This window comes from Paenirhodobacter sp. (genome assembly GCF_050177655.1).
In the GTDB taxonomy this organism is placed as follows: Bacteria; Pseudomonadota; Alphaproteobacteria; order Rhodobacterales; family Rhodobacteraceae; genus Rhodobacter.
The window spans coordinates 1-26,418 of record NZ_JBFXGV010000013.1 but is presented as its reverse complement, the minus strand read 5'-3'; the positions used below and the strand labels follow the sequence as shown (position 1 = coordinate 26,418).

The 26,418-nt window shown below is 67.6% G+C and carries 25 protein-coding genes; 12 read left to right on the top strand and 13 right to left on the bottom strand.

Annotation, left to right across the window (positions count from 1 at the left end; translation table 11 throughout):
- Nucleotides 1–92: 92 nt before the first annotated feature.
- Nucleotides 93–1,037: an ornithine cyclodeaminase family protein gene (locus tag AB7U46_RS07155; RefSeq protein ID WP_428336266.1), complete on the top strand. Its 945-nt coding sequence runs from the start codon at nt 93–95 to the stop codon at nt 1,035–1,037.
- A 39-nt stretch (nt 1,038–1,076) separates the two neighbouring features.
- Here AB7U46_RS07155 and AB7U46_RS07150 read toward each other — a convergent pair whose 3' ends face one another.
- Both AB7U46_RS07150 and AB7U46_RS07145 read right to left on the bottom strand, forming a co-directional pair.
- Nucleotides 1,077–1,706 carry a TetR/AcrR family transcriptional regulator gene (locus AB7U46_RS07150; protein WP_428336265.1) on the bottom strand — a complete coding sequence of 210 codons (630 nt, stop codon included), beginning with the start codon at nt 1,704–1,706 and terminating at the stop codon, nt 1,077–1,079.
- A 41-nt stretch (nt 1,707–1,747) separates the two neighbouring features.
- Nucleotides 1,748–2,527, bottom strand: coding sequence for a pyrroline-5-carboxylate reductase family protein (locus tag AB7U46_RS07145; RefSeq protein ID WP_428336264.1), 780 nt, complete (start codon nt 2,525–2,527; stop codon nt 1,748–1,750).
- Nucleotides 2,528–2,722: 195 nt separating this feature from the next.
- Here AB7U46_RS07145 and hpbA point away from each other — a divergent pair, with 195 nt between their 5' ends.
- Nucleotides 2,723–4,759, top strand: coding sequence for an N-methyl-L-proline N-demethylase HpbA (gene hpbA / locus AB7U46_RS07140; protein WP_428336263.1), 2,037 nt, complete (start codon nt 2,723–2,725; stop codon nt 4,757–4,759).
- 72 nt (nt 4,760–4,831) lie between these two features.
- On the opposite strand, the gene AB7U46_RS07135 is transcribed toward hpbA, so the two are convergent.
- The 4 genes from AB7U46_RS07135 to AB7U46_RS07120 all read right to left on the bottom strand — a co-directional run bounded on the left by AB7U46_RS07135 (nt 4,832) and on the right by AB7U46_RS07120 (nt 9,776).
- Nucleotides 4,832–6,082, bottom strand: coding sequence for an NAD(P)/FAD-dependent oxidoreductase (locus AB7U46_RS07135; RefSeq protein ID WP_428336262.1), 1,251 nt, complete (start codon nt 6,080–6,082; stop codon nt 4,832–4,834).
- Nucleotides 6,083–6,143: 61 nt separating this feature from the next.
- Nucleotides 6,144–7,076, bottom strand: coding sequence for a proline racemase family protein (locus tag AB7U46_RS07130; protein ID WP_428336261.1), 933 nt, complete (start codon nt 7,074–7,076; stop codon nt 6,144–6,146).
- Nucleotides 7,067–8,026, bottom strand: coding sequence for a dihydrodipicolinate synthase family protein (locus tag AB7U46_RS07125; RefSeq protein ID WP_428336260.1), 960 nt, complete (start codon nt 8,024–8,026; stop codon nt 7,067–7,069). The genes AB7U46_RS07130 and AB7U46_RS07125 overlap by 10 nt, the downstream gene beginning before the upstream one ends.
- Before the next feature lie 61 nt (nt 8,027–8,087).
- Nucleotides 8,088–9,776, bottom strand: a complete 1,689-nt coding sequence (locus AB7U46_RS07120; RefSeq protein ID WP_428336259.1) for an aconitase X — start codon at nt 9,774–9,776, stop codon at nt 8,088–8,090.
- Between the two features lie 165 nt (nt 9,777–9,941).
- Here AB7U46_RS07120 and AB7U46_RS07115 point away from each other — a divergent pair, with 165 nt between their 5' ends.
- Complete coding sequence (locus tag AB7U46_RS07115; protein WP_428336258.1) at nt 9,942–10,613, top strand: helix-turn-helix domain-containing protein; 672 nt, start codon at nt 9,942–9,944, stop codon at nt 10,611–10,613.
- 34 nt (nt 10,614–10,647) lie between these two features.
- Nucleotides 10,648–11,685 carry an Ldh family oxidoreductase gene (locus tag AB7U46_RS07110; RefSeq protein ID WP_428336257.1) on the top strand — a complete coding sequence of 346 codons (1,038 nt, stop codon included), beginning with the start codon at nt 10,648–10,650 and terminating at the stop codon, nt 11,683–11,685.
- 87 nt (nt 11,686–11,772) lie between these two features.
- Here the strand turns inward: AB7U46_RS07110 and AB7U46_RS07105 are convergent, their stop codons facing one another.
- The 4 genes from AB7U46_RS07105 to AB7U46_RS07090 form a co-directional block, all read right to left on the bottom strand.
- Nucleotides 11,773–12,495 (bottom strand): amino acid ABC transporter ATP-binding protein, encoded by a 723-nt coding sequence (locus AB7U46_RS07105; protein WP_428336256.1) that lies wholly within the window; start codon nt 12,493–12,495, stop codon nt 11,773–11,775.
- Entirely contained in the window at nt 12,488–13,141 is a 654-nt protein-coding gene (locus tag AB7U46_RS07100; RefSeq protein WP_428336255.1) for an amino acid ABC transporter permease, read from the bottom strand. Before AB7U46_RS07100 ends, AB7U46_RS07105 begins: the two co-directional genes overlap by 8 nt.
- 9 nt (nt 13,142–13,150) lie before the next feature.
- Entirely contained in the window at nt 13,151–13,816 is a 666-nt protein-coding gene (locus AB7U46_RS07095; RefSeq protein ID WP_428336254.1) for an amino acid ABC transporter permease, read from the bottom strand.
- Between the two features lie 76 nt (nt 13,817–13,892).
- Complete coding sequence (locus tag AB7U46_RS07090; protein ID WP_428336253.1) at nt 13,893–14,699, bottom strand: transporter substrate-binding domain-containing protein; 807 nt, start codon at nt 14,697–14,699, stop codon at nt 13,893–13,895.
- Between the two features lie 245 nt (nt 14,700–14,944).
- On the opposite strand from AB7U46_RS07090, the gene AB7U46_RS07085 reads away from it, so the two are divergent.
- The 3 genes from AB7U46_RS07085 to AB7U46_RS07075 all read left to right on the top strand — a co-directional run bounded on the left by AB7U46_RS07085 (nt 14,945) and on the right by AB7U46_RS07075 (nt 17,790).
- On the top strand, nt 14,945–16,459 hold the full coding sequence (locus tag AB7U46_RS07085; protein WP_428336252.1) for an aldehyde dehydrogenase (NADP(+)): 1,515 nt from the start codon (nt 14,945–14,947) through the stop codon (nt 16,457–16,459).
- Nucleotides 16,460–16,549: 90 nt separating this feature from the next.
- Nucleotides 16,550–16,747 (top strand): tautomerase family protein, encoded by a 198-nt coding sequence (locus AB7U46_RS07080; RefSeq protein ID WP_428336251.1) that lies wholly within the window; start codon nt 16,550–16,552, stop codon nt 16,745–16,747.
- A 2-nt stretch (nt 16,748–16,749) separates the two neighbouring features.
- Nucleotides 16,750–17,790 (top strand): proline racemase family protein, encoded by a 1,041-nt coding sequence (locus AB7U46_RS07075; RefSeq protein WP_428336250.1) that lies wholly within the window; start codon nt 16,750–16,752, stop codon nt 17,788–17,790.
- 103 nt (nt 17,791–17,893) lie between these two features.
- On the opposite strand, the gene AB7U46_RS07070 is transcribed toward AB7U46_RS07075, so the two are convergent.
- Together AB7U46_RS07070 and AB7U46_RS07065 are read right to left on the bottom strand one after the other, a co-directional pair.
- Complete coding sequence (locus AB7U46_RS07070) at nt 17,894–18,670, bottom strand: enoyl-CoA hydratase-related protein (protein WP_428336249.1); 777 nt, start codon at nt 18,668–18,670, stop codon at nt 17,894–17,896.
- A gap of 7 nt (nt 18,671–18,677) precedes the next feature.
- On the bottom strand, nt 18,678–19,700 hold the full coding sequence (locus AB7U46_RS07065) for a zinc-binding dehydrogenase (RefSeq protein ID WP_428336248.1): 1,023 nt from the start codon (nt 19,698–19,700) through the stop codon (nt 18,678–18,680).
- 165 nt (nt 19,701–19,865) lie between these two features.
- Here AB7U46_RS07065 and AB7U46_RS07060 point away from each other — a divergent pair, with 165 nt between their 5' ends.
- Nucleotides 19,866–21,032: an acyl-CoA dehydrogenase family protein gene (locus AB7U46_RS07060; protein ID WP_428336247.1), complete on the top strand. Its 1,167-nt coding sequence runs from the start codon at nt 19,866–19,868 to the stop codon at nt 21,030–21,032.
- 28 nt (nt 21,033–21,060) lie between these two features.
- On the opposite strand, the gene AB7U46_RS07055 is transcribed toward AB7U46_RS07060, so the two are convergent.
- Nucleotides 21,061–21,540 (bottom strand): MarR family winged helix-turn-helix transcriptional regulator, encoded by a 480-nt coding sequence (locus AB7U46_RS07055; RefSeq protein WP_428336246.1) that lies wholly within the window; start codon nt 21,538–21,540, stop codon nt 21,061–21,063.
- A 240-nt stretch (nt 21,541–21,780) separates the two neighbouring features.
- On the opposite strand from AB7U46_RS07055, the gene AB7U46_RS07050 reads away from it, so the two are divergent.
- From AB7U46_RS07050 to AB7U46_RS07035, 4 genes are all read left to right on the top strand, one after another.
- Entirely contained in the window at nt 21,781–22,551 is a 771-nt protein-coding gene (locus AB7U46_RS07050; RefSeq protein WP_428336245.1) for an SDR family NAD(P)-dependent oxidoreductase, read from the top strand.
- A gap of 9 nt (nt 22,552–22,560) precedes the next feature.
- Nucleotides 22,561–23,343, top strand: coding sequence for a 2-ketocyclohexanecarboxyl-CoA hydrolase (gene badI / locus AB7U46_RS07045; protein ID WP_428336244.1), 783 nt, complete (start codon nt 22,561–22,563; stop codon nt 23,341–23,343).
- Between the two features lie 77 nt (nt 23,344–23,420).
- Complete coding sequence (gene aliB, locus AB7U46_RS07040; RefSeq protein ID WP_428336243.1) at nt 23,421–24,581, top strand: cyclohexanecarboxyl-CoA dehydrogenase; 1,161 nt, start codon at nt 23,421–23,423, stop codon at nt 24,579–24,581.
- A 25-nt stretch (nt 24,582–24,606) separates the two neighbouring features.
- A complete protein-coding gene (locus tag AB7U46_RS07035; RefSeq protein ID WP_428336242.1) occupies nt 24,607–26,274 on the top strand; it encodes a cyclohexanecarboxylate-CoA ligase in 1,668 nt (555 codons plus the stop codon).
- Nucleotides 26,275–26,418 lie beyond the last annotated feature (144 nt).

The window sequence follows — 26,418 nt, the reverse complement described above, 5'->3', positions numbered from 1 at the left end:
GCCTGCCGACGGGATGCGGCCGGCCCGGGGATCCGGCGGTTTGCCCCGGCTTCGATCCCGTCTTCTCCGTTCTCGGGAAAAGGAAGTCTTTCATGCAGGCCACGATACTGACCTATGACGAGAACGTCGCGCTCCTGAGCTGGGCGGGGGTGATCGCGGCGCTGCGGCACGGGCATCGGTGCCCCCCGCCGCAACAGGGCGACATCCTGCTGGGGGGCGCCCAGGGCCAGTTGCTGACGCGCGCGGCGCATATCGAGGGGCTGGGCTTCGCGGTCAAGGCCGACAGCATATTCCCCGGCAACGCCCGGTTCGACCGGCCCTCGGTCCAGGGGGCGGTGCTGCTCTACGATCCCGATTTCGGCGCGGTGCAGGCGATCATCGAAAGCCGGCTGGTCACCCAGTACAAGACCGCCGCCGATTCCGTTCTCGGGGCGCTTTGCCTGGCGCGGCCGGACAGCCGCCGCTTGCTGATCATGGGGGCAGGGGCGGTGGCCGAGACCCTGGCGCGCGCCTATGACGCCGCTTTCCCGGGGCTCGCGCAGATCGCGATCTGGTCGCGCCGCCCGGATCAGGCCGAGGCCCTGGTCGAGAGGCTTGGCGATCTGCGCGCCGAGGTGAGCGCGACGACCGAAGCCGCCGAAAGCGCGGGACGGGCCGATATCATCTCGACGGCGACGATGGCGCGCGACCCGATCCTGCCGGGGGACTGGGTGCGGCCGGGCACCCATGTCGATCTGGTCGGGGCCTTCACCCCGGAGATGCGGGAATCCGACGATGCGCTCGTCGCGAAATCCGTCGTCTATGTGGATTTCATGGGCACCGTCATGGACCGCATCGGCGATGTGATGGCGCCGATCGCCTCGGGGGCGATCCCGCGCGACCATATCCGCGGCGATCTCTATGCGCTGCTGGCGCCCGGCGGTGTGCATCGCAGCTCGGCCGAGCAGATCACCCTGTTCAAGAATGGCGGCGGGGCGCATCTCGACCTCATGGTCGCGCATCACATCGCGCAGGTCGCGGCCGCGGCGCGCGCCTGAGCGCCCCGTTCCGCCCCGGGGAAGGGGCGCGCGGGGGGCTTATTCGGGGCTGAAATCGTGCTGCGCGTGGAACCGGGCGATCTCGCGCGGGGCGGGTTCGACGCCGGTGAAGATCTGCACATAGGCCGGAATGCGCGCCATGCGCAGGGCGATATCTTCCTGCAATTGCATCGAGATATAGCCGATCTGCGTCAGATAGACGGTGCGCGCGCGCGTCTGCGCGTCGATGTCCGAATGCCCCCATTTGTGGAACATCTCGATCAGCGCGGCGATGCGGCGGGCGTCCTCGGTGTGCAGGCGCGCCATGATGCCCGCGTCCTGCAGCGCCCAGGACCGGATCGCGAATTCCAGCCGGCTGTCGAAGGCCTTGTCGCCGATGAAGGCGCCGATGACGTTCAGCATCGCTTCGGCCTCGGTCTCGGCGAAGGCGCTGCAGGCGGCGATCATCCCCTCCGAGGTGCGCCCGACCCAGCGCTCGGCGAGCGCGGTGAGCAGGCTCTCGCGGTCCTTGAAATGCCAGTAGAAGCTGGTCCGCGCGATTCTGAGCCGCTTCGACAGGGGCTGGATGCGCACGGAATCGATCCCGCTCTCGATCAGCAGCTCATGGGCCGCGTCGAGCCAGACATCGCGCGAGCCGCGCCAGCCGGTTTCGGGAATCTCCTCGGTCATGTCCGAAGTCATAGAGAAGCCCTCCGGCTTTGCAACAGAGGTCATCCCGGGGGGAGGCGGCCGCGTGCCAGTGCCGCGGCGAGCCCGCTTTGCAGCGCGCCGGAAAAGCCGTCCTCGTCGGCGCGGTTCAGCCCGGCCGCCGTGATCCCGGCATAGTCGCGGAAGGTCGCGAGCAGATCGGGCGCCGTCTCGATCCGCCCCTTCAGCATCGCGCCGCCGTCGCAGACGATCGCCTCGACCGCGCGGCGCGCGACCGCCTCGGGCAGGCCCTGCGCGCGGGCGAAGTCCAGCAGGGCGGTGGCCATCAGCGCGGGATAGGCCGGCCCCGAGCCGGGCAGCACCGCCATCACGTCGAGATGCGCCTCGCACGTCATCTCGTCGCTGTCGCCGATGCAGCCCAGGATCCGCGCCACGATGTCCTTGTCGGCCGCGGTGACCCCGGGTCCGGCAAACCACGGCGAATAGGAGCGCCGCTCTTCGGCCAGCGCATTGGGCATCGCGCGCACGATCCGCCCGCCCGAGCCCGCCAGCTCGGCCAGCGGCACCATCGCCATGACCGAGATCACGAGCCGCCCCGGCGCCTGCAGCCGCAGCGCGGGCCAATCCTGCGGGCGCACCGCGACGATGACGATATCGGAGCGCTCGACCAGCTCCGCCACATCGGCCGCCCAATGCACCGCCGCCTGGCCCAGATAGTCGGGCTGCGCCCCGCGCCGGATCAGCACGGTGAGATGATCGGCCGGGACGAGCCCGCGATCGAGCAGGGCGCGCCCCAGCGCCGATCCGATCCATCCAAGCGCTCCGATCAGTCCGATCTTCATGCGATTGCCCCCGATTGCCCTGGCCCGGCCGGTCGTCAAGCGCGGCCAGCCCGTACCCGGCTTAGGGGGCGCGTCGCAGCCCGGCAAGAAAAATGTTCATCTGAAAACGTGTAAAGTTCATGAATGAACTCAATATTGACACATGTGAACATTTCATCCTAACTCGGACCTGTCCCAGCCCATCAGGTGAGCGCCATGTCCAACGACCCGCTGTTGCAGCCCTATAAACTGAAGCATCTGACGCTTCGGAACCGAATCATGATCACCAGTCATGAGCCGGCCTATCCCGAGGACGGGATGCCGAAGGAGCGCTATCGCGCCTATCACGTCGAACGGGCGAAGGCGGGGGTCGCGCTGACGATGACGGCGGGCTCGGCCTCGGTCGCGCAGGACAGCCCGCCGGTGTTCAACAACATCCTCGCCTGGAAGGACGAGGTCGTCGGCTGGATGAAGCAGCTCGTGGACGAATGCCACGACCATGGCGCGGCGGTGATGATCCAGCTGACGCATCTCGGCCGGCGGACCCGCTGGGACAAGGCCGACTGGCTGCCCGTCGTCGCGCCCAGCCACGAACGCGAGGCGGCGCATCGCGCCTTTCCCAAGCGGATGGAAGACTGGGACATGGCGCGCATCATCGGCGATTTCGCCGATGCGGCGGAGCGGATGAAGGCGGCGGGCGTCGACGGGATCGAGCTCGAGGCCTATGGCCATCTGCTCGAACAATTCTGGTCACCCCTGACCAACGACCTCGAGGCGCCCTATGGCGGCAGCCTGGAAAACCGGCTGCGCTTCACCCTCGATGTGCTGGGCGCGATCCGCGCGCGCTGCGGCGCGGATTTCATCGTCGGCCTGCGCTACACCGGCGATCAGGATCTGCCCGGCGGCATGACCCGGGCCGAAGGCATGAGCATCAGCCAGAGGCTGAAGGCGAGCGGCCTCGTCGACTTCCTGAACGTGGTCAAGGGCCATATCGACACCGATCCGGGGCTGACCGACCTGATCCCGATCCAGGGCATGCGCAACGCGCCGCATCTCGATTTCGCCGGTGAAATTCGCGCGGCGACGGGCTTTCCGACCTTCCATGCCGCGAAGATCCCCGATGTGGCGACCGCGCGCTATGCGATCGCCTCGGGCAAGCTCGACATGGTGGGGCTGACCCGCGCCCACATGGCCGACCCCCATATCGTGCGCAAGATCGTCGAGGGCCGCGAAGACGACATCCGCCCCTGTGTCGGCGCGAATTACTGTCTCGACCGGATCTATCAGGGCGGCATGGCGTTTTGCCTGCACAATCCGGCGACCGGGCGCGAAGCGACGATGCCGCAGACGATCCCCCCCGCGACGCGGCAGAAACGGATCACCATCGTCGGCGCCGGTCCTGCCGGCATGGAGGCCGCCCGCGTCGCCGCCGAGCGCGGCCATGCCGTCACCGTCTTCGAGGCGGCCGATCGGCCCGGCGGCCAGATCCGGCTGACCGCGCAGGACGAGCGTCGTCGCGAGATGATCTCGATCATCGCCTGGCGTCAGGCCCAATGCGAGAAACACGGCATCGCGTTCCGCTTCAACACCTATGCCGAGGCCGAGGACGTCCTTGCGACGAAGCCCGACGAGGTGATCGTCGCGACCGGCGGGCTGCCGCATACCGAGGTGCTGTCGGAGGGCAACGATCTCGTGGTTTCGGCCTGGGACATCCTGTCGGGCGACGTGAAGCCCGGGCGCAACGTGCTGATCTTCGACGATGCGGGCGACCATGCGGCGCTGCAGGCGGCGGATCTGATCTCCGCCACCGGCGCCGCGGTCGAGATCGTGACCCCCGATCGCAGCTTCGCGCCCGAGATCATGGCGATGAACCTCGTGCCCTACATGCGCAACCTGCAAGGCCGCGACACCACCTTCACCGTCACCTGGCGGCTGATCTCGGTGGTGCGCGACGGCAACCAACTGCGCGCCACGCTGGGCAGCGACTACGGCGACGTCACGCGCGCGCGTCTGGTGGATCAGGTCGTCGTCAACCACGGGACGCGGCCGCTCGACGAGCTTTATTTCGCGCTGAAACCCGCGTCGTCGAACCTCGGCGAGGTCGATTACAAGGCACTCACGACGGGCGGCACGCAGGCAGTGGCGCGCAACGCCGAGGGGCAATTCCGCCTGTTCCGGATCGGCGATGCCGTCTCGGCGCGCAACACCCATGCCGCGATCTATGATGCGCTGCGGCTGGTGAAGGATCTCTGAGAAACCGCGGGCCGCGGAAACTGTCGCGCGCCGATCCGGTGCGCGACACCTCCGGGGCCGCGATTTGCCGTCTCAGAAGCGCTGGGCCGCGAAGGGGGCGAGCGAGATCGCCGGTGCCCGCCGCGCCACGAGGCTTGCAACGAGCTCGGCGGTGCCGGCGGATTGGGTCAGCCCCAGATGGCCGTGCCCGAAGGCGTAGATCACCCGTTCGGCGCCGGGCGCGCGCCCGATGACCGGCAGGCTGTCGGGCAGCGAGGGGCGGAACCCCATCCATTGCGTGCCCCCCGTCGGGTCGAAGCCGGGCAGGAATTCGACGGTCTTGCGCACCAGAAGCTCCGCGCGGCGGTAGTTCGGCGCCAGCTTCAGCCCGCCGAGCTCGACCGCGCCCCCGACCCGCAGCCCCTCGCCGATCCGGCTCACGACGAAGCCGTGGTTCGAGAAGGTCAGATGCGTGCGCAGATCGAAGCTCGCGGTCGGGAAGGTGGTGTTGTAGCCGCGCTCGGTGTCGAGCGGGATCCGGTCGCCGAGCATGCGGGCGATCTGATGCGACCAGGCGCCCGCCGCGACGACGATCTGATCGGCGCTGCGCGTGCCGGCCGCGGTGGTGACCTCGACGCCATCCGCGCGCGCCCGCAGGCCCGTGACCTCGGCGATCTCGATCACGCCGCCGGCCGCGACGAAGGCCCGCGCGAGGTGTTCGGTCCAGAGCGCGGGATCGACCGTGTTCATCCAGTCGGGCGTGTAGCCGGCATGGGTGAAACGCGGGCTCAGCCCCGGCTGGATCTCCGCGATCGCCTCGCGGCTTTCCAGCAGGCGGAAGGCGATGCCGTGGCGGCGGCGTTGTTCCCAGGTGGGCAGGGTCGCCTCGAACTGGGCGCGGCTTTCATAGACCTGCAGCTGGCCCTCGCGGCGCATCAGGGCCTCGCCCGAGACCCGGGCGATCAGCCGCTCGAGCGCCTGTTGCGAGATCTGCATCAGGCTTGACTGCGCCGCGACCGCCGCGGCGTAGCGCGAGCGCGCGGTGGCGCGCCAGAAGTGCAGCATCCAGGGCAGGATCTGCAGCGCATAGGCCGGGCGCAGCGAGAGCGGCCCGAGCGGATCGAGCAGCCATTTCGGGGCCTTGCGCAGGATGCCCGGGGTCGCGAGCGGCTCCACCTCGGCGAAGGCGAAGGCGCCGGCATTGCCGCGCGAGGTTTCGGCGGCGATGCCCTTGCGGTCGAGCAGGCGGACCCGGTGGCCATCGGCTTGCAGCGCAAGCGCCGTGGTCACGCCGATGATCCCCGCACCGATGACAAGGATTTCGCTTTGGGTCTGATGGCTCATGGATGCTCTCGATCGCCTTGGAAACGAAGATGCTCCCGGCGCGGAACGCCGGGAGGAGACGTCAGAGGAGGATCCCTTGCCGGAACGGATCCTGTGCCTCGAAGATCAGCGTGCTTTCGGCCATGACATAGGCCCGGCCGGTGATCGAGGGGATCACGCCGCCCGTCGGCCCCTTGCGCCAGGACAGCCGGTAAGTGCTGCCGATCACGCTTTCCTGCACGATCTCCTCACCCTCGGCCAGCCGACCCGCGGCGGCGAGGCAGGCCAGCCGCGCCGAGGAGCCCGTGCCGCAGGGCGAGCGGTCATAGGCGTCGTCGGGGCAGAGCACGAAGTTGCGGCTGTGCCCCTCGGGGGTTTCGGCGGGGCCGTAGAAGATGACGTGATCGACCGGCATGCCGGCGTCGCCGCCGAGGCCCCGGGCCCGCAGCGTCTCGCGCACCACCACCGTCACATCGGTCAGCTGACGGATGTTCGAGGAGGTGACCGGGATCGGGCTCGGATCGACGAGGAAGAAGCAGTTGCCGCCATAGGCGATATCGCCGGTGACCGTGCCGATGCCGTCGATCTCGACCGAAACATCGGTGCGGATGCGGCGGCTCTCGATATTCGTCACCTTGACGGTATTCGCGTCGAGCACCTCGACCGTCACCACGCCGACCGGGGTCTCGATCCGGCTTTCGCCGAGACCGATCCGCCCCATATGAACGAGCGTGACGGCGAGCCCGATCGTGCCGTGCCCGCACATGCCGAGCACCGCCTCGGCGTCGAAATAGATCACGCCAGTCACGCAGCTCGGATCGACGGGCTCCACCAGAAGCGCGCAGACCATCGCCGCCTGACCGCGCGGCTCGAGGATGACCGAGCGGTAGAAGTCGCGATACTCGGTCGCCAGCCGCGCGGCGCGCCCGGCCAGCGGCCCGGACCCGAGGTCCGGACCACCGTCGAGGATCACCCGCGTGGGCTCGCCCCCGGTGTGACTGTCGATCACATGCATTCGGCGATCACCCCGCCCTGTTTCGACCAGTTGGCGAACCAGGTGTTGAACTGGTGGAACTGCGCCTCGCAGAACTTCGCCTGCGAGGGCGAGAGCGCGTCGGTCTCGTTGAAGTTGAGCGCATATTCCGCCTCGCCCTTCAGCACCATCAGATGCTTGAAGTAGAGAACCAGATCGACGCCTTCGTCAAACTTGGCGAGCACCGAGAAGGCCTCGGCCAGCTCGCGCGCACGCAGATCCGCCTCGGGGCAGCCTTCGGCCGCGCGGCGCGAAAGCGCGACCTGCAGCAGCGCCACCTCGGGGAAGATCGTGCCGATGCCGGTGATCGTGCCGACCGCGCCGCATTTGACGAAGCCGTGATAGACCTCGGTATCGACGCCCACCATCAGGATCACCTCGTCATCTTGCGAGGTGATATGCTCGGCCGCATAGCTCAGATCGGCCTTGCCGCCGAATTCCTTGAAGCCGATCAGGTTCTTGTGCTCGGCGCGCAGCGCGAAGAACAGATCGGCCTTGGTCGCATAGCCGTAGTAGGGGCTGTTGTAGATGATCGCGGGCACGTCCGGCGCGGCCTCGAGGATCGCCTTGAAATGGTTGCGCTGGGCCGCGACCGAGAGGCCGCGCGAGAGCACCCGCGGAATGACCATCAGGCCCGCGGCCCCGATCTTCTGCGCATGCGCCGCATGGGCGACGGCCGATTTCGTGTTGATCGCGCCGGTGCCGACGATGACCGGAACGCCGGCCCTGGTCAGGCGCTCGACGCCCTCCATGCGCTCTTCGTCGCTCAGCAGCGGCCAGTCCCCGCAGGAGCCGCAATAGACCACGCCGGACATCCCGGCGGTCATCATCTCCTGCCCCTTGCGCACGAGCGCGTCGAAGTCGGGCTGGCGGTCGGGGGTGCAGGGGGTCAGCAGCGCGGGGATCGTGCCGAGAAACACATCTTTGTTCATGGGGGGCTCCGTTCGTTATCTGTGGGAAGGGCAGGGGGCGGCAAATGCGCGGCCCGGTTTTTCAGGTTCCGGCCGCGGTGATCCACGCGGGGGGCGTCGACGGCGCCTTGCCGGTGCGGGCGGTCTGCGCGCATTGCGCCAGCGCGCCGAAGCGAACCGCGCGGTTGCTCAGCCCCGGCGCGTAATGGGCGTATTTGCCGGAATTGGTCATCAGCACCCTGGCCTGCGGCGGGAAGACCGGCTCGGAGATCGAGCACCAGCAGAGATCGGGGACGATCCGGATGCCCGCCGCCTCGAGCCGCGCCCTGACGCCGTTGGCCGTGATGGCGCCAAGCGTGCCGCGGCCGAGGGTGATGATCGCGCTCACCCCGGGGGCGACATGCGTGCCCTCCATCAGCTCCGCGAAGGCGGCGCATTCGGCGGCGGAGAAATGCGGGCTGCCAAGGGCCACGAGATCCACCTCCGCGGCGCCCGCGTTGAACCTGCGCCACAGGGCGGCGAAATCCTCGGGCCCGATGGGGGTGTGATCGGCTTCCGGCGCGGGGGGCCGATGCGCCTCGGGCGTGATGCCGGCGATGTGCAGCATCGGCGTGGCCGAGGTCGTGCCAAAGGCGGCGCAAAGCGCCTTGAGATCGTCTTCCGAAGGCGCGCTGTCCTCGAGCCCGCGGATCAGCGGAATCCGGTCGGGCGCGGCCTGACCCACGAGCCAGCCGAGCATCGGCCAGAAGGCATCGTCGGCCCCGGCCGGGCGCGTCACCTCGATGATCCGGCGCGGGGCGCGGTTGCGCTCCAGATAGACGCCGGCCTGCGCGGTCCGACCGGTCAGCGCGATGCACAGATCCATGAAATCGGCATGTTTGACGGTGCGCGCGCCCAGCACGCTGTTGGCATAGATCACCGCATTGCTCTCGGCCCAGGCGATGTCCTCGCCCGCGGCGGGGCGATCGGCCAGAAGATAGGGCGCACAGGTGAAACTCGGCCGCGCGCCCATCTCGACATAGGCATCGGCCAGCGCGGCCGCGGGCGCGCCGAAGCGCTCGTCGACGCCCTGCGCGCGCCATCTGGCGTGATCCACCGAAATCGCGTTCGTCGTCGTCGGCACCCGCACGCGCCCGCCCTTGTCCGCCATCGCGCGGGCGAAGGTCAGGAAGGCGGGGCTTGCGTAGATGCAGCCGTCGATATGCACCCGCTCCACGTCGATCAGCCGCGGCGCGCCCTGCGCTTCGGCCATCGTCACGATGATCTCCATCGCGCGCTGCGCCGCCTCCCCCTCGTCGCCCGCGAGACAGGCGCGGTCGCCTGCGCTCAGCTCGAGCGTGGCCGATCCGGCCGGGGTGAGCGGCCAGACCCGGTCGCCGGCGCGCAGATGCGTCGGGGTGATCTCGGCCGCGGTTTCGCGCGCCAGCGCGTCATATTCGGCGCCCGTCAGGCGCAGGACGGCGATCGCATGGCCGAAGAGCCGCCCCGCGACCAGCGCGCCGAGCGTCAGGATGTCCTCGCCCTCGCGAAAGATCAGCGCGCGCGGCGCCGCCCCGGCGAAAGCCAGCCCGAGCAACACGCCGCTTCCGGTGCAGGAGCCGCGGCTCGTCGGCATCATCACGACATGACCGGCCAGCGCGCGGCCGCATTGCGGATGGTGCGCGTCGACGATCTCGCCGGTCGTGGGGTTCACGCCCCCCCAGACACTGAGCCCCTCCTCGCAGACGAGGAGCGGCCCCTGAACCGAAGCCGGGACGATAGATGTCGCCATGTGTCACCTCGCCGTCTTCCCAAAAGCGCGCCAATCCGATCAATTCGCGCTCAGCGACATCGACGGGGCCGTGTTTGGGAGTCTCTTTGTCTTTGGCGGATTGCATATGTTGCACTCGCCGTGGGAATATGCTTAAACGATCACAACTGGTAAGAAAAGAAAAATATGACGCAAATGGAAAAATCCTCCGGCGAGGAAAACGCGCTCGCCGCGGCCAATGACGATTGGGAAGCCGAGCGGCTGCAACTGCGCTCCGACCTCGGCGGCCGAATGAAGGCCGTGCGTCAGGCCTGCGGTTTCACGCTGGAAGTCGCGGCGCAGCGGACGGGCCTTGCGCTTTCGACGATCCACAAGATCGAGAATGGCCGGGTCTCGCCGAGCTATGAGAATCTGGTCCGGATCGCGCGCGCCTATGACATCGGCATGGAGCGCCTGTTTTCGTCCGATCACGAGGCGCATCAGACCACGCGCATGACGGTGACCAAGGCGGGCAAGGGCCGCAAGGTGCGGTCGAAGAACTTCGAATACGAGGTGCTTTGCAACGCTCTGGCGGAAAAGAAGATCATCCCTCTGGTCACGCTGGTCGAGAAGCGCGCGCCGCTGAAGCCCGGCGATCTCGAGGCCCATGACGGCGAGGAGACGATCTATGTCCTGTCGGGGCGGGTCGAGCTGGTCGTGGAGCATTATCAGCCCGTGGTGCTGGAACCCGGCGACTGCGCCTATTTCGACAGCACCATGAGGCACGGGCTGCGCGCGCTGGACGATGGCGAAACCAAGGTGTTCTGGGCCTGCACCTATATCGACGTCGACAAGAAGCTCGCGAACGATCCGGCCTGAGCGCACAACATTTCATCAAGGAGCCTTGCCAGCCATGGCCGAGCCGCATCTCATTTCCTACGAAGCGCTTCTCGCGCGGGTCGAGAAGATCTTCGAGCGCGCCGGTGTGCGCCCTGCAAGCGCGCAGGCGGTGGCCCGCGTGATCGTCGCGGCCGAACGCGACAATTGCAAATCGCACGGGATCTATCGGATCGAAGGCTGCCTGCGCGTGCTGGCCGCGGGCAAGATGGTGCCCGATGCGGTGCCGCAAATCCATGACGCGGGCAAATCGGTGGTCGAGGTCGATGCGCGGGGCGGATTTTCGAACCCGGCCTTTTATGCCGCGAAGGATCTCCTTGCGGCGCGGGCGCGCGAAACGGGGCTTGCGGCGCTGGTGATCCGCGATTGCCTGCATTTCTCGGCGCTCTGGCATGATGTCGAGGCGCTGGCGGAAGAGGGGCTCGCGGCGCTTTCGATGTGTCCGAGCTATGCTTTCGTGGCGCCCGCGGGCGGCAAGGAGCCGCTTCTGGGCACCAACCCGATCGCCTTCGGCTGGCCGCGGCCGGGCGCGCATCCCTATGTCTTCGACTTCGCGACCAGCGTCGCGGCCCGCGGCGAGATCGAATTGCACCGCCGTGCGGGCAAGCCGATCCCCGAGGGCTGGGCCGTCGATCGCGACGGCCATCCCACGACCGACCCGGAGGCCGCGCTCGGGGGCGCGATGCTGACCTTCGGCGGCCACAAGGGCTCGGCGATCTCGACGATGGTCGAGCTTTTGTCCGGCGCGATGCTGGGCGAGTTCATGAGCCGGGAAGCGCTTGATTTCATGGGCGGCTCCGATCTGTTGCCGCGTCACGGGGCGCTCGTGCTCGCGCTCGATCCGCAGGTCTTCGCCGCCCGCAGCGGCCGCGATCCGATCGCCGAGGGCGAGCGGCTGCTGACCGCCTTCGGCGCCCAGGGCGCGCGGCTGCCCTCGCAGCGCCGCTTCGAAGCGCGCCGCAAGGCGATGGCCGAGGGGATCGCGCTGAGCGCGGCCGAGATCGCGCAGCTCGAGCGGTTCGAGGCCAGCGGTCTGGCGACGCTCGACGCCTGATCCGATCTGTCCGAAAATCAGAAAGGCGCGGGAGAGACCCCGCGCCTTTTCCTATTTTGGGGGGGGCGCATCGCCCCCGACCCCGTTTCAGCGCACGCTCGCCAGGAATTTCTGCGTCTCGACATGCTGCGGATCGTTGAAGATCTGCTCCGGCACGCCGATCTCGGCCATGATGCCCTTGTGGAAATAGGCGACCCGGTCCGACACGTCGCGCGCGAAGGCCATCTCATGCGTCACGCAGATCATCGTCATGCCTTCCTCGGCGAGCATCTTCAGCGTCTCGAGCACCTCGCCCACCAGTTGCGGATCGAGCGCCGAGGTCACCTCGTCGAAGAGCATGTAATCGGGCGACATCGCGAGCGCGCGGGCGATCGCCATGCGCTGCTGCTGGCCGCCCGACAACCGCGTCGGATAGGTGCTTAGCTTCTCGCCCAGACCGACGTGCTTGAGCTGTTTCTCGGCGATCGCCTCGGCCTCGGCGCGGCCCATGCCCAGCACCTTGCGCGGCGCCAGCGTCACGTTTTCCAGCACGGTCAGATGCGGGAAGGCGTTCCACTGCTGGAACACGATGCCGATCTTCTGGCGCAGCGTGTTGAGGTTGGTCGACCGGGCATGCACCTCGGTGCCGTCGACGACGATCCGGCCCTGGTCGATCGGTTCGAGCCCGTTGATGCAGGTCAGGAGGGTCGACTTGCCCGAGCCCGAGCCGCCGATGATGGTGACCACCTCGCCGCGCTCGACCGTCAGGTCGATGCCCTTGAGAACCTCGAGCTTGCCAAAGGATTTGTGGACGTTCTGGATCTCAATCATTGGACCACCTTTTTTCGAGATACCCGCCGAACCGGGCCAGCGGGAAGCTGATGAGGAAGTAGAAGGCACCGCAGATCATCAGCAGGAACAGCGGCTCCTGCAGGCGCGTGATCAGGATCTGGGTCGATTTCAGAAGCTCGGTCACCTGCACGACATAGACCAGCGCCGAGTCCTTCATGACGCCGAGCGCGAGCCCGATCCAGGACGGCAGCGCGACCCGCGTGGCCAGCGGCATCACGATATGGCGCATGTCCTGCAGCCAGCTCATGCCGAGCGAGCGCGCCGCGCGCCGCGTGGTGGCGGGCACGGCGTCGATGCCGCTGCGCACGATCTCGGTGCAATAGGCCGCCGTGTAGAGCGAGAGCACCATGCAGGCGATGGTGAACCCCGAAAGTTGCAACCGCAGCACCATGCCCATGAAGGCATTGGCCAGAACCAGCTGGATCAGCAGCGGAACCGAGCGGAAGATGTCGAGAAAGAAGGTCAGCGGCGTGGCCAGAACGGCCCCGAGTTGCACCCGGATCACCCCGAAGAGGATGCCGAGCAGGGTGCCGATCGTGACCGAGATCGCGGTGACGACGATCGTCATGCCCGCGCCCTTGGCGAGGAAGATCAGATCGGCGGCGGAGAGGGCAGTGTCGAACATGGGTCTCCCTCAATACCGGAACAGGCGCAGCGCGATCAGGCGCGCGCCGAGCGTGATGATCTTGGTGATGACGTAGAAGATGACCGCGGCGATCGCGAAGAGCTCGAAGGTGCGGAAGGTCAGCGCGTTCAGATCCTGCGTGACGCCATAGAGGTCGGTGTTCATGCCGACGGTGACGCCCAGAGAGGTCATCAGCACCGCCCAGACCATCTGATTGGTCATCGGCAGGAAGGCGATGCGCAGCATCTGCGGCAAGATGATGTAGCGGAAGGCCTGCAGCTGCGACATGCCCAGCGACCGGCCCGCGCGCGTCTGCGTATGGGGAATGGCCTTCAGCGCGCCGCGGAAGTTCTCGGCCAGGTAACCGGCGTTGTTGAAGGTGATGCCGATCAGCAGCGAGGTGAAAGGGCTGAAGTGGATGCCGAAGGTGGCGATGCCGAAATGCGCCATGTAGATCTGAAAGAGCGCGGGGGTGTTGCGCGCGATCTCGACCCAGGTGGTCGCGACGGCCTTGAGCGGGCGCGAGCCGGACAGGCGCAGCAGCGTCAGGAGGATGGCGAGCGCGATGCCGATCAGCATCGACAGCACCGCCACTTCCATCGTCACCGCCGCACCGTCCAGCATCTTCGGAAGCCGGGCGAGGGCCTGGTTCCATTGGAAGGTGTAACCGAACATTGCGGGTTCCTGCCTGTTGGGGAGCGAAAGGAAAGACGGCGCGGAAGGCCCGCGCCGCCGGTATTCCCGTTTCCGCTCAGCGGTAGGCGTTCGGAACGGTCAGCGCGGGCAGATCGCCGCCGACCCATTTTTCATAGAGTTCGGCGTAGCGGCCGGTGCGGATCTGCTGGTTCACGAAGAGGTTCAGATAGTTGATCAGCCCGTATTCGTCGCGGTTGGTGAAGAGCGCGACGTAATCGGTGTCGAAGGGCGCCTTGCCGACGACCGAGACGCCCGGGAAGTTGCCGGTCTTCACGTTCGCCATCGCCACGGTCGAGGTCGAGACGGTCGCGTCGATCTGGCCCTGGCTCAGCGCGAGGAAGACGTCGGCCTGGGTCTGGTAGGGGCGGAACTCGCCCGCGCCCCAGTCCTGCACCTGCTTTTCGAGCGCGATCGCCTCGAAGGTGCCGGCGGTGGCGCCGACGGTGTGGCCCTTCATGTCGTCGAAGGACTTGATGCCCGACTTGTCATTCGCGGTCACCGCCATCTCGAAGGCGAAATAGGGGATCGAGAAGCCGACGGTCTTCGCGCGTTCGAGCGTGTCCGAGGTCGAGGCGACGCCGACGTCGACGCGGCCCGACATCAGCGCGGGGATGCGCTCGGGGAAGGGGGTCTCGACGATCTCGGCCTTGACGCCCAGCGCCGCGGCGAGGTCGTTGCAATAGTCGACGTCGAAGCCCTCCGGCGCGTTGTTGGCGTCGCGGCTGCCCATCGGCGGGAAGTCGAGCACGACGGCGCAGCGCAGCGTGCCCGAGGCGATGATGTCGTCGAGCTTGTCCGCCTGCGCGGCGCCGGCGAGCGCCGTCCCGGCGATCAGCGCGGCGATCATGGTGATCTTGTTCATTGGTGAACCCCTCTGTTGATTCTTGATTGGCTGTGGAAATCTTGTACTTTGAGGCAAGAAATAGTCAAATAAGAAAAACGCTGGCAAAAAAAGAAAACTCCTGCTAGGTGCGGATCGTGGCGCGAGGCCCTGAATTCCGGCAGCGAAAGGGCCGCGCCGCAGAACGCAAACAGGTCAAATACGACGCGTCGCGCGACTTTTGGGGCTCGGCCCCCCGCGCGATCGCTTCAAGGGAAGGGCTCCAGATGACTTTCGCACCCCATGGCAAGCACCTGATCGCGGGATCGTGGATCGCAACCGGTCAGACCTTCCGCTCGGAACCGGCCCATGGCCCGGCGCATGATTTCTCCGTCGGAACGCCCGAGCTGGTGGATCAGGCGGTGCGTGCGGCCGAAGCGGCGTTCTGGACCTACGGCTACACGACGCGCGAGGCGCGCGCGGTTTTCCTCGAGGCCATCGCCGACGAAATCGAGGCCCGCGCCGAGGCGATCACCGAGATCGGCACTCAGGAAACCGGGCTGCCCGCGGCGCGCCTCGACGGCGAGCGCGGGCGCACCACGGGGCAATTGCGGCTCTTCGCGCGCCATATCCGCGCGGGGGACTATCTCGACCGTCGTCACGATGCCGCGCTGCCGGAGCGCGCGCCGCTGCCGCGCCCGGATCTGCGGATGATGCAGCGCCCGATCGGCCCGGTCGCGGTCTTTGGCGCCTCGAACTTCCCGCTGGCCTTTTCGACCGCGGGTGGCGACACCGCCGCGGCGCTGGCGGCGGGCTGCCCGGTCGTGGTCAAGGGGCATGGCGCCCATCCCGGCACCGGCGAGATCATCGCCGAGGCGATCCATGCCGCGACCCTGCGCTGCGCGATGCCGGCCGGGGTCTTCTCCCTCGTGCAGGGCGGCAAGCGCGATGTCGGTCAGGCGCTGGTGCAGCATCCGCTGATCAAGGCGGTGGGTTTCACCGGCTCGCTGGCCGGCGGGCGCGCCTTGTTCGATCTCTGCGCCAGCCGTCCCGAGCCGATCCCCTTCTTCGGCGAGCTCGGCTCGGTCAACCCGATGTTCATGCTGCCCGCGGCGATCGCCAGCCGCGGCGCCGATCTGGGCCGCGCCTGGGCGGGCTCGCTCGCGATGGGGGCGGGGCAGTTCTGCACCAATCCCGGGATCGCGGTGGTGATCGCCGGGCGCGAGGCGGATGCCTTCGTCGAGGCCGCCCGCGCGGCGCTGTCGGAGACCGGCGCGCAGGTGATGCTGACGGAAGGGATCGCGGCGGCCTATGCCGCGGGCGCCGACACGATGGGCAAGCAGGCCGGCGTGCAGGATCTGCTGAGCGCGATGTGCGACCGGCGCGAGGCGAAGCCCTTCCTCTTCAGGGTCGCGGCCGCGGACTGGGTGGGCAACCACGCCCTTGCCGAAGAGGTCTTTGGGCCGCTGGGCCTCGTCGTCGTGGCGCGGGACGCCGAGGAGATGCTCTCCGTCGCGCGGAGCTTCGGCGGCCAGCTGACCGCGACGCTGCACCTGGATGAGGCCGACGCCCCCCTCGGGCGCCGCCTGATGCCCGTTCTCGAACGCAAGGCGGGGAGGGTGCTGGCGAACGGCTTCCCGACCGGCGTCGAGGTCTGCGACGCGATGGTGCATGGCGGGCCCTATCCGGCCTCGACCAATTTCGGGGCGACCTCGGTCGGCACCCTGTCGATCCGCCGCTTCCTGCGTCCGGTCTGCTACCAGAACATTCCGGCGGCGCTGCTGCCGGAAGACCTGGAGTGAGGTGACGGGATTGAAATCTCTCGGGGGCCTGCGATGGTCTGGGCCCCTGACCCCTGCGCAACCCACTGTCCCGCCCTGGAGCCCATCCTCATGCCGATCGTCAGAATTGACCTCTTCCCCGGCCGCGATCACGAGACCAAGATGAAGATCGCCACCGAGATCACCCGCGTGCTCGAGGCGCAGGCCGGCATTTCCCCGTCGGCGACCACCGTGATCTTCTCGGAGATCGCGCCCAGCGATTGGGTCGTCGGCGGCAAACCCTTCGCGACGCCAAAGAAGGACGGCTGATCATGCGCTCCCGGATCAATATCAGCGTCGTCGGCTGCCATGCCGAGGGCGAGATCGGCGATGTCGTCGTCGGCGGCGTGCTGCCCCCGGCCGGCACCACGATGATGGAGCGGATGATCGCCATGGAGCGCGATCACGACCACATCCGCCAGCTGCTGATCTGCGAGCCGCGCGGCTCGGTGGCGCGCCACGTCAACCTGATCGTGCCGCCGATCTCGCCCGAATGCGTGGCGGGTGCGATCATCATGGAGCCGACCGAATATCCGCCGATGTCCGGCTCGAACACGATCTGCGTCGCGACCGTTCTGCTCGAAACCGGCATGGTGCCGATGCAGGAGCCGGTGACGCGGTTCAAGCTCGACATGCCGGGAGGGGTGATCGAGGTCACGGCGCAATGCGAGGGCGGCAAATGCCGCTCGATCACCTTCCGCAACGCGCCGGCCTTCGCCGCGGTGCTCGACGGCGCGCTGGAGGTCGAGGGGCATGGCACGATCCCGCTCGACATCGCCTATGGCGGCATGTTCTTCGGCATCGTCGACGCGAAGGCGCTGGGCTTCGAGGTGGTGCCCGACGAGGCGCGCGACCTCGCGATCCTCGGCGAGAAGATCCGCAAGGCCGCGCGCGAACAGTTCGACGTCGCGCACCCGGATTTTGCGAATGTGCGCGGCGTGTCGATCGTGCAATTCGCGATGCCCTTCGAGGGCAGCGGCCAGGTGACGCGCAACAGCTGCATCGTCGCCCCGGGGCGGTCGGACCGCTCGCCCACCGGGACCGGAACCTCCGCGCGGATGGCGGTGCTGCAGGCGAAGGGGCAGATGAAGGCCGGTGACGAGCTGATCCATGCCTCGATCATCGGCTCGCGCTTCGTCGGCAAGATCCTGAGCGTCGAGCAGGTGGGCGGGCGCACGGTGATCATTCCGCAGATCACCGGGCGCGCCTGGATCACCGGCCAGCATTCCTATCTGCTCGATCCCGAGGATCCCTGGCAGACCGGGTACATGCTGTCGGATACCTGGGGCGTCACGCCGACCCTGAAACAGTGAGCGCGCCGCGCCCGCCCGGCCTCGCGGTCCCGCCCGGGCTGGCGGTGCGGCGCGCAGATCTCCTGAGCCGTCGGAAGGGCCGCCTCGCTCCGGTCCCTCCCGGTCAGGCGTTGCGGAACACCGGCGGGCGCTTTTCCGCGAAGGCGGTCATGCCCTCCTTGCGGTCCTCGAGTGCGAAGGTCGCGTAAAGCAGGCGGCGCTCGACATAGAGCCCCTCGGAAAGATGCGTCTCATAGGCCTTGAGCACGGCCTCTTTCGCCAGTTGCTGCACCGGGCGGGAGCGTTTCGCGATGGCGCCGGCCAGCGCGATCGCGGTGCTGACCTCTTCGCCCGCCGCGACCACCCGGCTCACGAGCCCCATCGCAAGCGCCTCCGCGGCACTCAGCGCGCGCCCGCTCAGGATCATGTCCATTGCCACCGCCTTGCCGACGATCCGGGTCAGCCGCTGGGTGCCGCCCGCGCCGGGGATGGTGCCGATCGCGGTTTCGGGCAGGGCGAAGCGCGCGGTTTCCGCGGCGATGATGATGTCGCACATCAGCGCAAGCTCGCAGCCGCCGCCGATCGCATGGCCCGAGACGGCGGCGATCACCGGCTTGCGCACCCGCATCAGCCCCTCCCAGGTCGCGGTGATCAGCTGCTCGTCATAGACCTCGGCAAAGCCCTTGTCCTTCAGCTCCTTGATATCGGCCCCGGCGGCGAAGGCGCGCGCCGAGCCGGTGACGACCAGCGCGCCGATCGCGGGATCGGCGTCGAAGGCGGCGGCGGCGGCCGAGATTTCCGCGGTGATGCGGCTGTTGAGCGCGTTGAGCGCCTCGGGCCGGTTCAGGGTGATGATGCCGACGGCGCCGTCGGTGGCGGTGAGGATGTTTTCGTAAGCCATGGGAACCTCAGGCGATGCGGATCAGGATCTTGCCGATGCGGGCGGGGTCTTCGAGGCGCTCGAAGGCGGCGGGCACCTCGGCGAGCGGAAAGGCGCGGTCGATCAGCGGGGTGAAACCGCCGGCCTCCCAGGCGCGGATCAGGCGGCGGAACTCCTCCATCGAGCCCATGGTCGAGCCGTGGATCGAGAGCTGGCGCACGAAAAGCCGCTGGATATCGGCGGAAGGATGGGCGCCGGTGGTGGCGCCGCAGGTCACCAGATGCCCGCCGCGGGCAAGGCTGCGCAGGCTGGCGCCCCAGGTTTTTTCGCCGACGGTGTCGATGACGAGATCGGCGCCCTCGCCGCCGGTCAGGCGCAGCACGGCCTTTGGCACGTCTTCGCCGCGATAGTCGATCGCCTCGACCCCGAGCGCGCGGAAATGCGCAAGTTTCCCGGCGCCGGAGGTGGTGACGATCACCCGCGCGCCGGCCATCCGGGCAAGCTGCATCGCCGCATGGGAGACGCCGCCGCCCGCGCCCTGCACCAGCACGACCTGGCCGGGCCCGGTGGGCGCCTTGCCGAAGACCATCCGCCAGGCGGTGAGATAGGCCACGCCGAGCATCGCCGCCTGGTCCATGTCTGCGCCGGGGGCGAGGCGGACGAGTGAGCGCGCCGGCACCACCACCTCTTCGGCGAAGGTGCCGTCGCGGTGCTCGCCCAGAATGCGGATCTGGTGGCACAGCGGCTGGTCGCCCGCGAGACAGGCGCGGCAGGTGCCGCAGAACTCGGCGGGGTAGAGCACCACCGGATCGCCCGGCGCAAGGCCGGGGCAATCGGGCGCCTCGATCACCGCGCCTGCGCCGTCGACGCCCATGATCTGCGGCAGGTCGTGGGTGATGCCCGCGCCGCTGTCGCGCATGTAGAGATCGACCCGGTTGACCGAGGCGGCGATCATCCGGACGCGCGCCCAGCCCGGGCGCAGCGCGGGGCGCGGCATCTCGCACAGGCTGACGCCGGCGCGGCCCCGCTGCCGCAGAACGATGGCTTTCATGAGTGGTCCTCCCTGCGGATAAGAGTAAATATATTGTCGTAAGTTGGCAAGCGCGCCTTTTACGGTCTGAGTGATGCGATGGCGTTGGTGTTGTAAAATCGGTGTTGCGCGAAGGTGTCGCGGCGATTATACGTCAATATATTGCCATAACTACGGGAGGATGTGATGGCGCTGGAGTCCGATACGCTTGCGCAGCTTTGCTCGACCCTGCGCCGCTTCGTCGATGAACAACTGATCCCTGCCGAGGCCGAGGTCTCCGAGAGTGACGCGATCCCCGATCGCATCGTCGCGCAGATGCGCGCGCTTGGCCTCTTCGGTCTGACCGCGCCCGAGGAGTTCGGCGGGCTTGGTCTGACGATGGAGGAGGAGGTGAGCGCGATCTTCGAGCTGGGCCGCGCCGCGCCCGCCTTCCGCTCGATGTTCGCGACGAATGTCGGCATCGGCATGCAGGGGATCGCGATCGACGGCACGCCCGAGCAGAAGGCGAAATACCTGCCGCGGCTGGCCAGCGGAGAGCTGATCGGCTCCTTCGCGCTGACCGAGCCCGAGGTCGGTTCGGACGCCGGTTCGGTGCGTACCACGGCGCGGCGCGACGGGGATTTCTACGTCCTCAACGGCACCAAGCGCTTCATCACCAACGCGCCGCATGCGGGCCTGTTCACCGTGATGGCGCGCACCGATCCGGCGCAGAAGGGCGCCTCGGGCGTGTCCGCCTTCGCGGTCGAGCGTGGCACGCCCGGGCTCAGCCTCGGCAAGCCGGAAAAGAAGATGGGCCAGCAGGGCGCGCATGTCTGCGACGTGATCTTCGAGGACTGCCGGGTGCCGGCCTCGGCGCTGATCGGCGGGGTCGAGGGGCAGGGGTTCAAGACCGCGATGAAGGTGCTCGACAAGGGGCGGCTGCATATCGCGGCGGCCTGCGTGGGGCTCTCGGAGCGGATCCTCGACGACATGCTGGCCTATGCCGTCGGGCGCAAGCAATTCGGCAAGAGTCTTGCGGATTTCCAGCTGATCCAGGCGATGTTCGCCGACAGCAAGGCCGACGCCTATGCCGCGCGCTGCATGGTGCTCGACGCGGCGCGCAAGCGCGATGCGGGGCTCAATGTCTCGGTCGAGGCCTCCTGCGCGAAGATGTTCGCCTCCGAGGCGGTGGGCCGGATCGCCGACCGCAACGTGCAGGTGCATGGCGGCAACGGCTATATCCGCGAATACCGCGCCGAGCAGCTGTTCCGCGATGCGCGGCTGTTCCGGATCTACGAGGGCACCACGCAGATCCAGCAGATCGTGATCGCGAAGGCGCTGGTGGCCGGGGCGCGCGCGTCCGCGGGGCTTTGATCGCGCAGGCGCAACCGAAGGCGGCGGGTCACTCCGCCGCTTTTTTCTCGCCCGGGGCTTCTGGGTCCAAATCCTTGAAATTGCGTAACATCTTGTCGAGGTAATGGATCATGTGGATGCGATCCTCGGTCGAGAAGCCGCGCAGCGCCGCATCGTAGTAATCCGAGATCACCGGGCGCATGTTCTCGTCCCAGAGGCTGCGCCCCTTGGTCGTCAGCCGGATCAGCCGCGAGCGGTTGTCGTTCTCATCCACCGTGCGCTCGATATAGGCCAGCGCCTCGAGCCGGGTGAGCACGCCGGTCAGGTTCTGCCGGCTCACCAGCAGGAAGGCCGCAAGATCGCCCACCGCCACGCCGCGTTCGAAGGCCGGGCGCGTCAGCGCGCCGAGCACCGCCCATTGCTGCGTCGTGATGTGGTGGTCATCGAGCGCCCGGGTGCCAGTTTTGTGCAACATATTGGTGCATTGGTAGAGCCGAAAGAACAGCCGGTTCGCCAGTCCCGGCGCCATATCCCCTGAATGTTCGTTCTTTTCGCTCATGGCGCCAGTATTGGCGCCAGTCGCCGCCGTGGTCAAGCGATGCTGCGCATGCAAAAGAAGGTAAATATATTGACATAAATTTCCGATTCCCTCATGGTGGCTGCAGGGAGGCCGTCCAAGTCATGGATGAGGCGATTCGACGGATAATCAGGGGTGATCCCGATTATCCGGGCGGATCTCTGCGGCCCAATGCGATGGAAGGAGAGCATCTTGCGTGGTCTTAAAGGGAAAGTGGTTGTCGTAACGGGCGGCGGTGGTGGGATCGGTTCGGCGACCTGCCGGCGCTTTGCCGAAGAGGGCAGCCGAGTCATCGTCGCCGACATCAGCGCGGCGGCCGCGGAGGCGGTGGTCGCGGCGATCCAGGCGCAGGGCGGCGCGGCGACCGCGATGGTGGTCGATCTCACCGATTACGCGGCCACCTGCGCCGCGGTGGCGCAGATCGAGGCCGATTTCGGGCCGATCGACGTGCTGGTGAACAATGCGGGCTGGGATCTCTTCGTGCCCTTCCTGAAGTCGGAACCCGACTACTGGTCGAAGATCATCGACATCAACCTGCGCGCGGTGCTCAACATCACCAAGCCGGTGCTGCTCTCGATGGTGGAGCGCAAGGCGGGCGGCAAGGTCGTCTCGATCGGCTCCGACGCGGGGCGCGGCGGCTCCTCGGGCGAGAGCGTCTATTCCGCCTGCAAGGCCGGCGTCATCGCGCTGATGAAGACGCTCGCGCGCGAGCATTCGCGCCACGGCATCACCTTCAACACCGTCTGCCCGGGCGTGACCGAGACCGCGATGCTGGAAAGCTTCATGGAGGCCGCGGGCGACAAGGAAAAGCTGCGCGTGGCCTTCGCCAAGGCGGTGCCGATGGGGCGGCTTGGCAAGCCCGAGGATCTGCCCGGCGCGATCCTGTTCCTGGCGAGCGACGACGCCGCCTTCATCACCGGCCAGACGATTTCCGTCTCCGGTGGCCTGACCATGCACGGCTGAGGACGACCGATGACCTACGAAGACATTCTTTACGAGATTCGCGGCGGCGCCGCCTGGATCACCATCAACCGCGCCGACAAGTACAACGCCTTCCGCGGCCAGACCGTCGACGAGCTGATCCACGCCTTCCAGACCGCGGGCTGGGATCGCAAGGTCGGCGTGATCGTGCTGACCGGCGCGGGCGACAAGGCCTTCTGTACCGGCGGCGACCAGTCGGCGCATGACGGGCAGTATGACGGGCGCGGTGTGATCGGCCTGCCGATCGACGAGCTGCAATCGCTGATCCGCGACGTGCCGAAGCCGGTGATCGCGCGGGTGAACGGGTTTGCCATTGGCGGCGGCAACGTTCTGGCCACGATCTGCGACCTGACGATCGCCTCGGAAAAGGCGCAGTTCGGTCAGGTCGGGCCCAAGGTCGGCTCGGTCGATCCGGGCTTTGGCACCGCTTACCTCGCCCGCGTCGTCGGCGAAAAACGCGCCCGCGAGATCTGGTATCTGAACAAGCGCTACACCGCCGCCGAGGCGCTCGCCTGGGGGCTCGCCAATGCCGTCGTGCCGCATGAGGAGCTCGACGCCGAGGTCGACCGCTGGGTCGCCGAGCTGATGGAGCGCTCGCCCACCGCGCTTGCCCTCGCCAAGGTCAGCTTCAACGCCGACAGCGAGAATATCCGCGGGATCTCGGCGCTCGGCATGCGCGCGCTCAGCCTCTACTACGACACCGACGAGAGCAAGGAGGGCGGCGTCGCCTTCCGCGAGAAGCGCAAGCCCGACTTCCGCAAGTTCGGCAAGTAAGGCCCCGTCCGCGCCCTCGGGGGAGGGCGCGGGCCGCGGGCCCGGCCGGGGCCCGTCACCGCTTGAGGAGGAAAGCGATGTATCCGACGATTTTCGACACCGAGGAGCTGAACGCGCTGCGCGATCTCGCGCGCAAGTTCGCCACCGAGAAACTGGCCCCCGGCTATCAGGCGCGCGAGAAGAGCGGCGGCTTTGGCGCGGATCTCTTGCGCGAGATGGGCAGCCTTGGCCTGATCGCGCCCGAACTGCCCGAGGAATTCGGCGGGCTCGGCGCCGGTTCGATCTATTCCGGCGCGATCATCGAGGAGATCGCGAAAGGCGATTTCAACTTCGGTTACGTCAATATCCTCGCCTCGCTCAATGGTCAGATCCTCGCGAATTTCGCCAATGACGAGATCAAGCGCGAATGGCTGCCGAAACTGATCGCGGGCGAGCTGATGATCGCGATCGCGCTGACCGAACCGCGCGGCGGCTCGGATGCGGCGAACCTCGGGCTGAAGATGGAGCGGGGGGGCGATCATTACGTCATCAATGGCGAGAAGACCTCGATCTCCGCCGCCGATCAGGCGAAGGGCGCGGTGGTCTTTGCCCGCACCGGAAGGCCCGAGGACAGGGCCAAGGGGATCACCGCGGTCTTCGTGCCGATGGACACGCCGGGTATCTCGACCACCCGCTTCACCGATCTCGGCCAGCACGCGATCGGGCGCGGCTCGATCTTTTTCGACAATGTCCGCGTGCCGGTCGAGAACCGTCTCGGCGAAGAGGGCAAGGGTTTCGTGCAGGTGATGCAGGGCTTCGATTTCTCGCGCTCGCTCATCGGGTTGCAATGCCTTGGCACGGCGCGGCAATCGCTGGCCGAGACCTGGGCCTATATCGGCGAACGTCACGCCTTCGGCAAGCCGCTCGGCGCGTTTCAGGGCATCACCCATCAGCTTGCCGATTTCGACACCCGGGTCGAGGGCGCGCGGCTGCTCAGCCTCAACGCGCTCTGGCTCAAGGATCAGGGCCTGCCGCATGTGGCCGAGGCCGCGATGGCGAAATGGTGGCCGCCGCTTCTGTCTTACGAGGCGATCCATGCTTGCCTGCTGATCCACGGCCACGCCGCCTATTCCGACGCGCTGCCCTTCGAGCAGCGCCTGCGCGATGTGCTCGGCCTGCAGATCGGTGATGGCACCGCGCATATCATGAAGAATATCATCGCCCGCGAGCGGGCAGGTCGGGCCGCGGTGGCGGGCTGAAACGGGTCTTGGGGAGGAAGACACGATGCAATTCGACGCGATACTGATCGAGCCGCGCCGCGCGGCGATGGAAGCCGCGGGCTACTGGCCCGGCAAGACGCTGCTCGACTATTTCGAGGAATGCCTGGCCAGTCAGCCCGGGACGCGCGCGCTGACCGCGATCACGGTGACGGACCACGGGCGGCGTGATTTCACCTGGGCCGAGCTTGACGCGCTCTCGTGGCGTGCGGCGGCGGGGCTCGACCGGCTCGGCCTCGGCAAGGACGACGTGCTGGCCTGCCAGCTCTCGAATTCCTGGGAATTCATCGTCCTCTACATCGCCTGCCGCAAGCTCGGCATCGTGTTCAACCCGGTGATGCCGATCTTCCGCGAGCATGAGCTTCTGTTCATGCTGCGCCATGACGAGGCGAAGGCCTTCGTCGTGCCGAAGATCTTCCACCGTTTCGATCACGAGGCGATGGCCGAGGGGATGCGCCCCGATCTGCCCGATCTGCAGCATATCATCGTCGCGGGCGGGGAGGGGCCGAACAGCTTCGACGCGATGCTCCTCGATCCGGCGCTCGTCGCCGATGACGCGTTGCGCGCCCGCTCGGCCGAGATGCGCGGCGATGCGAACGACGTCTGCCAGCTGATCTACACTTCGGGCACCACCGGTGAGCCGAAGGGCGTGATGCACACCGCGAACACGATGTATTCGAACCTTGTCGCCTATGCCGCGCGGCTGGGTCTGGGGGCCTCCGACCGGATCCTGATGGCCTCGCCGATGGCGCATCAGACCGGCTTCATGTATGGCTTCCTGCTGCCCGTGATGCTTGGCGCGCGGATGGTGCTGATGGACAGCTGGGACAAGGCGCTTGGCGCGCAGCTGATCGCCTCGGAAGGGGTGAGTTTCACCATGGCCTCGACGCCCTTCCTGATGGACCTCTCGACCGCGGTCGAGGAGAGCGGGGCGGACATGTCGAGCCTGCGGATCTTCCTCTGCGCCGGCACGGCGATCCCCGGCCCGCTGGTCGAGCGGGCGCATGCGATCCTCGGCGCCAAGGTGATCTCCGCCTGGGGGATGACGGAAAACGGCGCGGTCACCGTGGTGGCGCCCACCGATCCCGACGCGCGTTCGGTGCATACCGACGGTTTCGTGCTGCCCGGGATGGAGATCCAGATCCGCGGCGAGGGCGGTCAGCCCGTGCCCCCGGGCCATGAGGGCGAGCTTTACGTGCGCGGCTGCTCCAACTTCGGCGGCTATCTCAAGCGGCCGCAGTGGAACAACACCGACGAGGCCGGCTGGTTCGACACCGGCGACATCGCGCGGATGGATGCCGAGGGCTATATCCGGATCTGCGGCCGCTCGAAGGACGTGATCATCCGCGGCGCCGAGAACATCCCCGTCGTCGAGGTCGAGGCGCTGCTTTACAAGCACCCCGCCGTGCATCAGGTCGCGATCGTCGCCTATCCCGATGAGCGCCTGGGTGAGCGGGCCTGCGCCTTCATCGTGCCGAAGCCGGGGCAAAGCGTCGATTTCGCAAGCATGATCGCCTTCCTCGAAGGGCAGCATCTGGCGAAGCAATATTTCCCCGAGCGGCTGGAGCTGCGCGAAAAGCTGCCTGCGACCGCCTCGGGCAAGATCCAGAAATTCGCCCTGCGCAATGAGCTGAAGGCCGAATACGAGGCGCGCCGCGCGCCGGCCACGACCTGAGCGGGGGCCTCGCGCCCCCAGATCCCCGACTGTCCGAGAGGTTCCCATGACCGATCCGGTGCGCTTCACCGCGCAGCGCGGCATTGCGCGCATCACCATCGACAACCCGCCCGTCAACGTCACCGCCCAGCCGGTGCGCGCCGG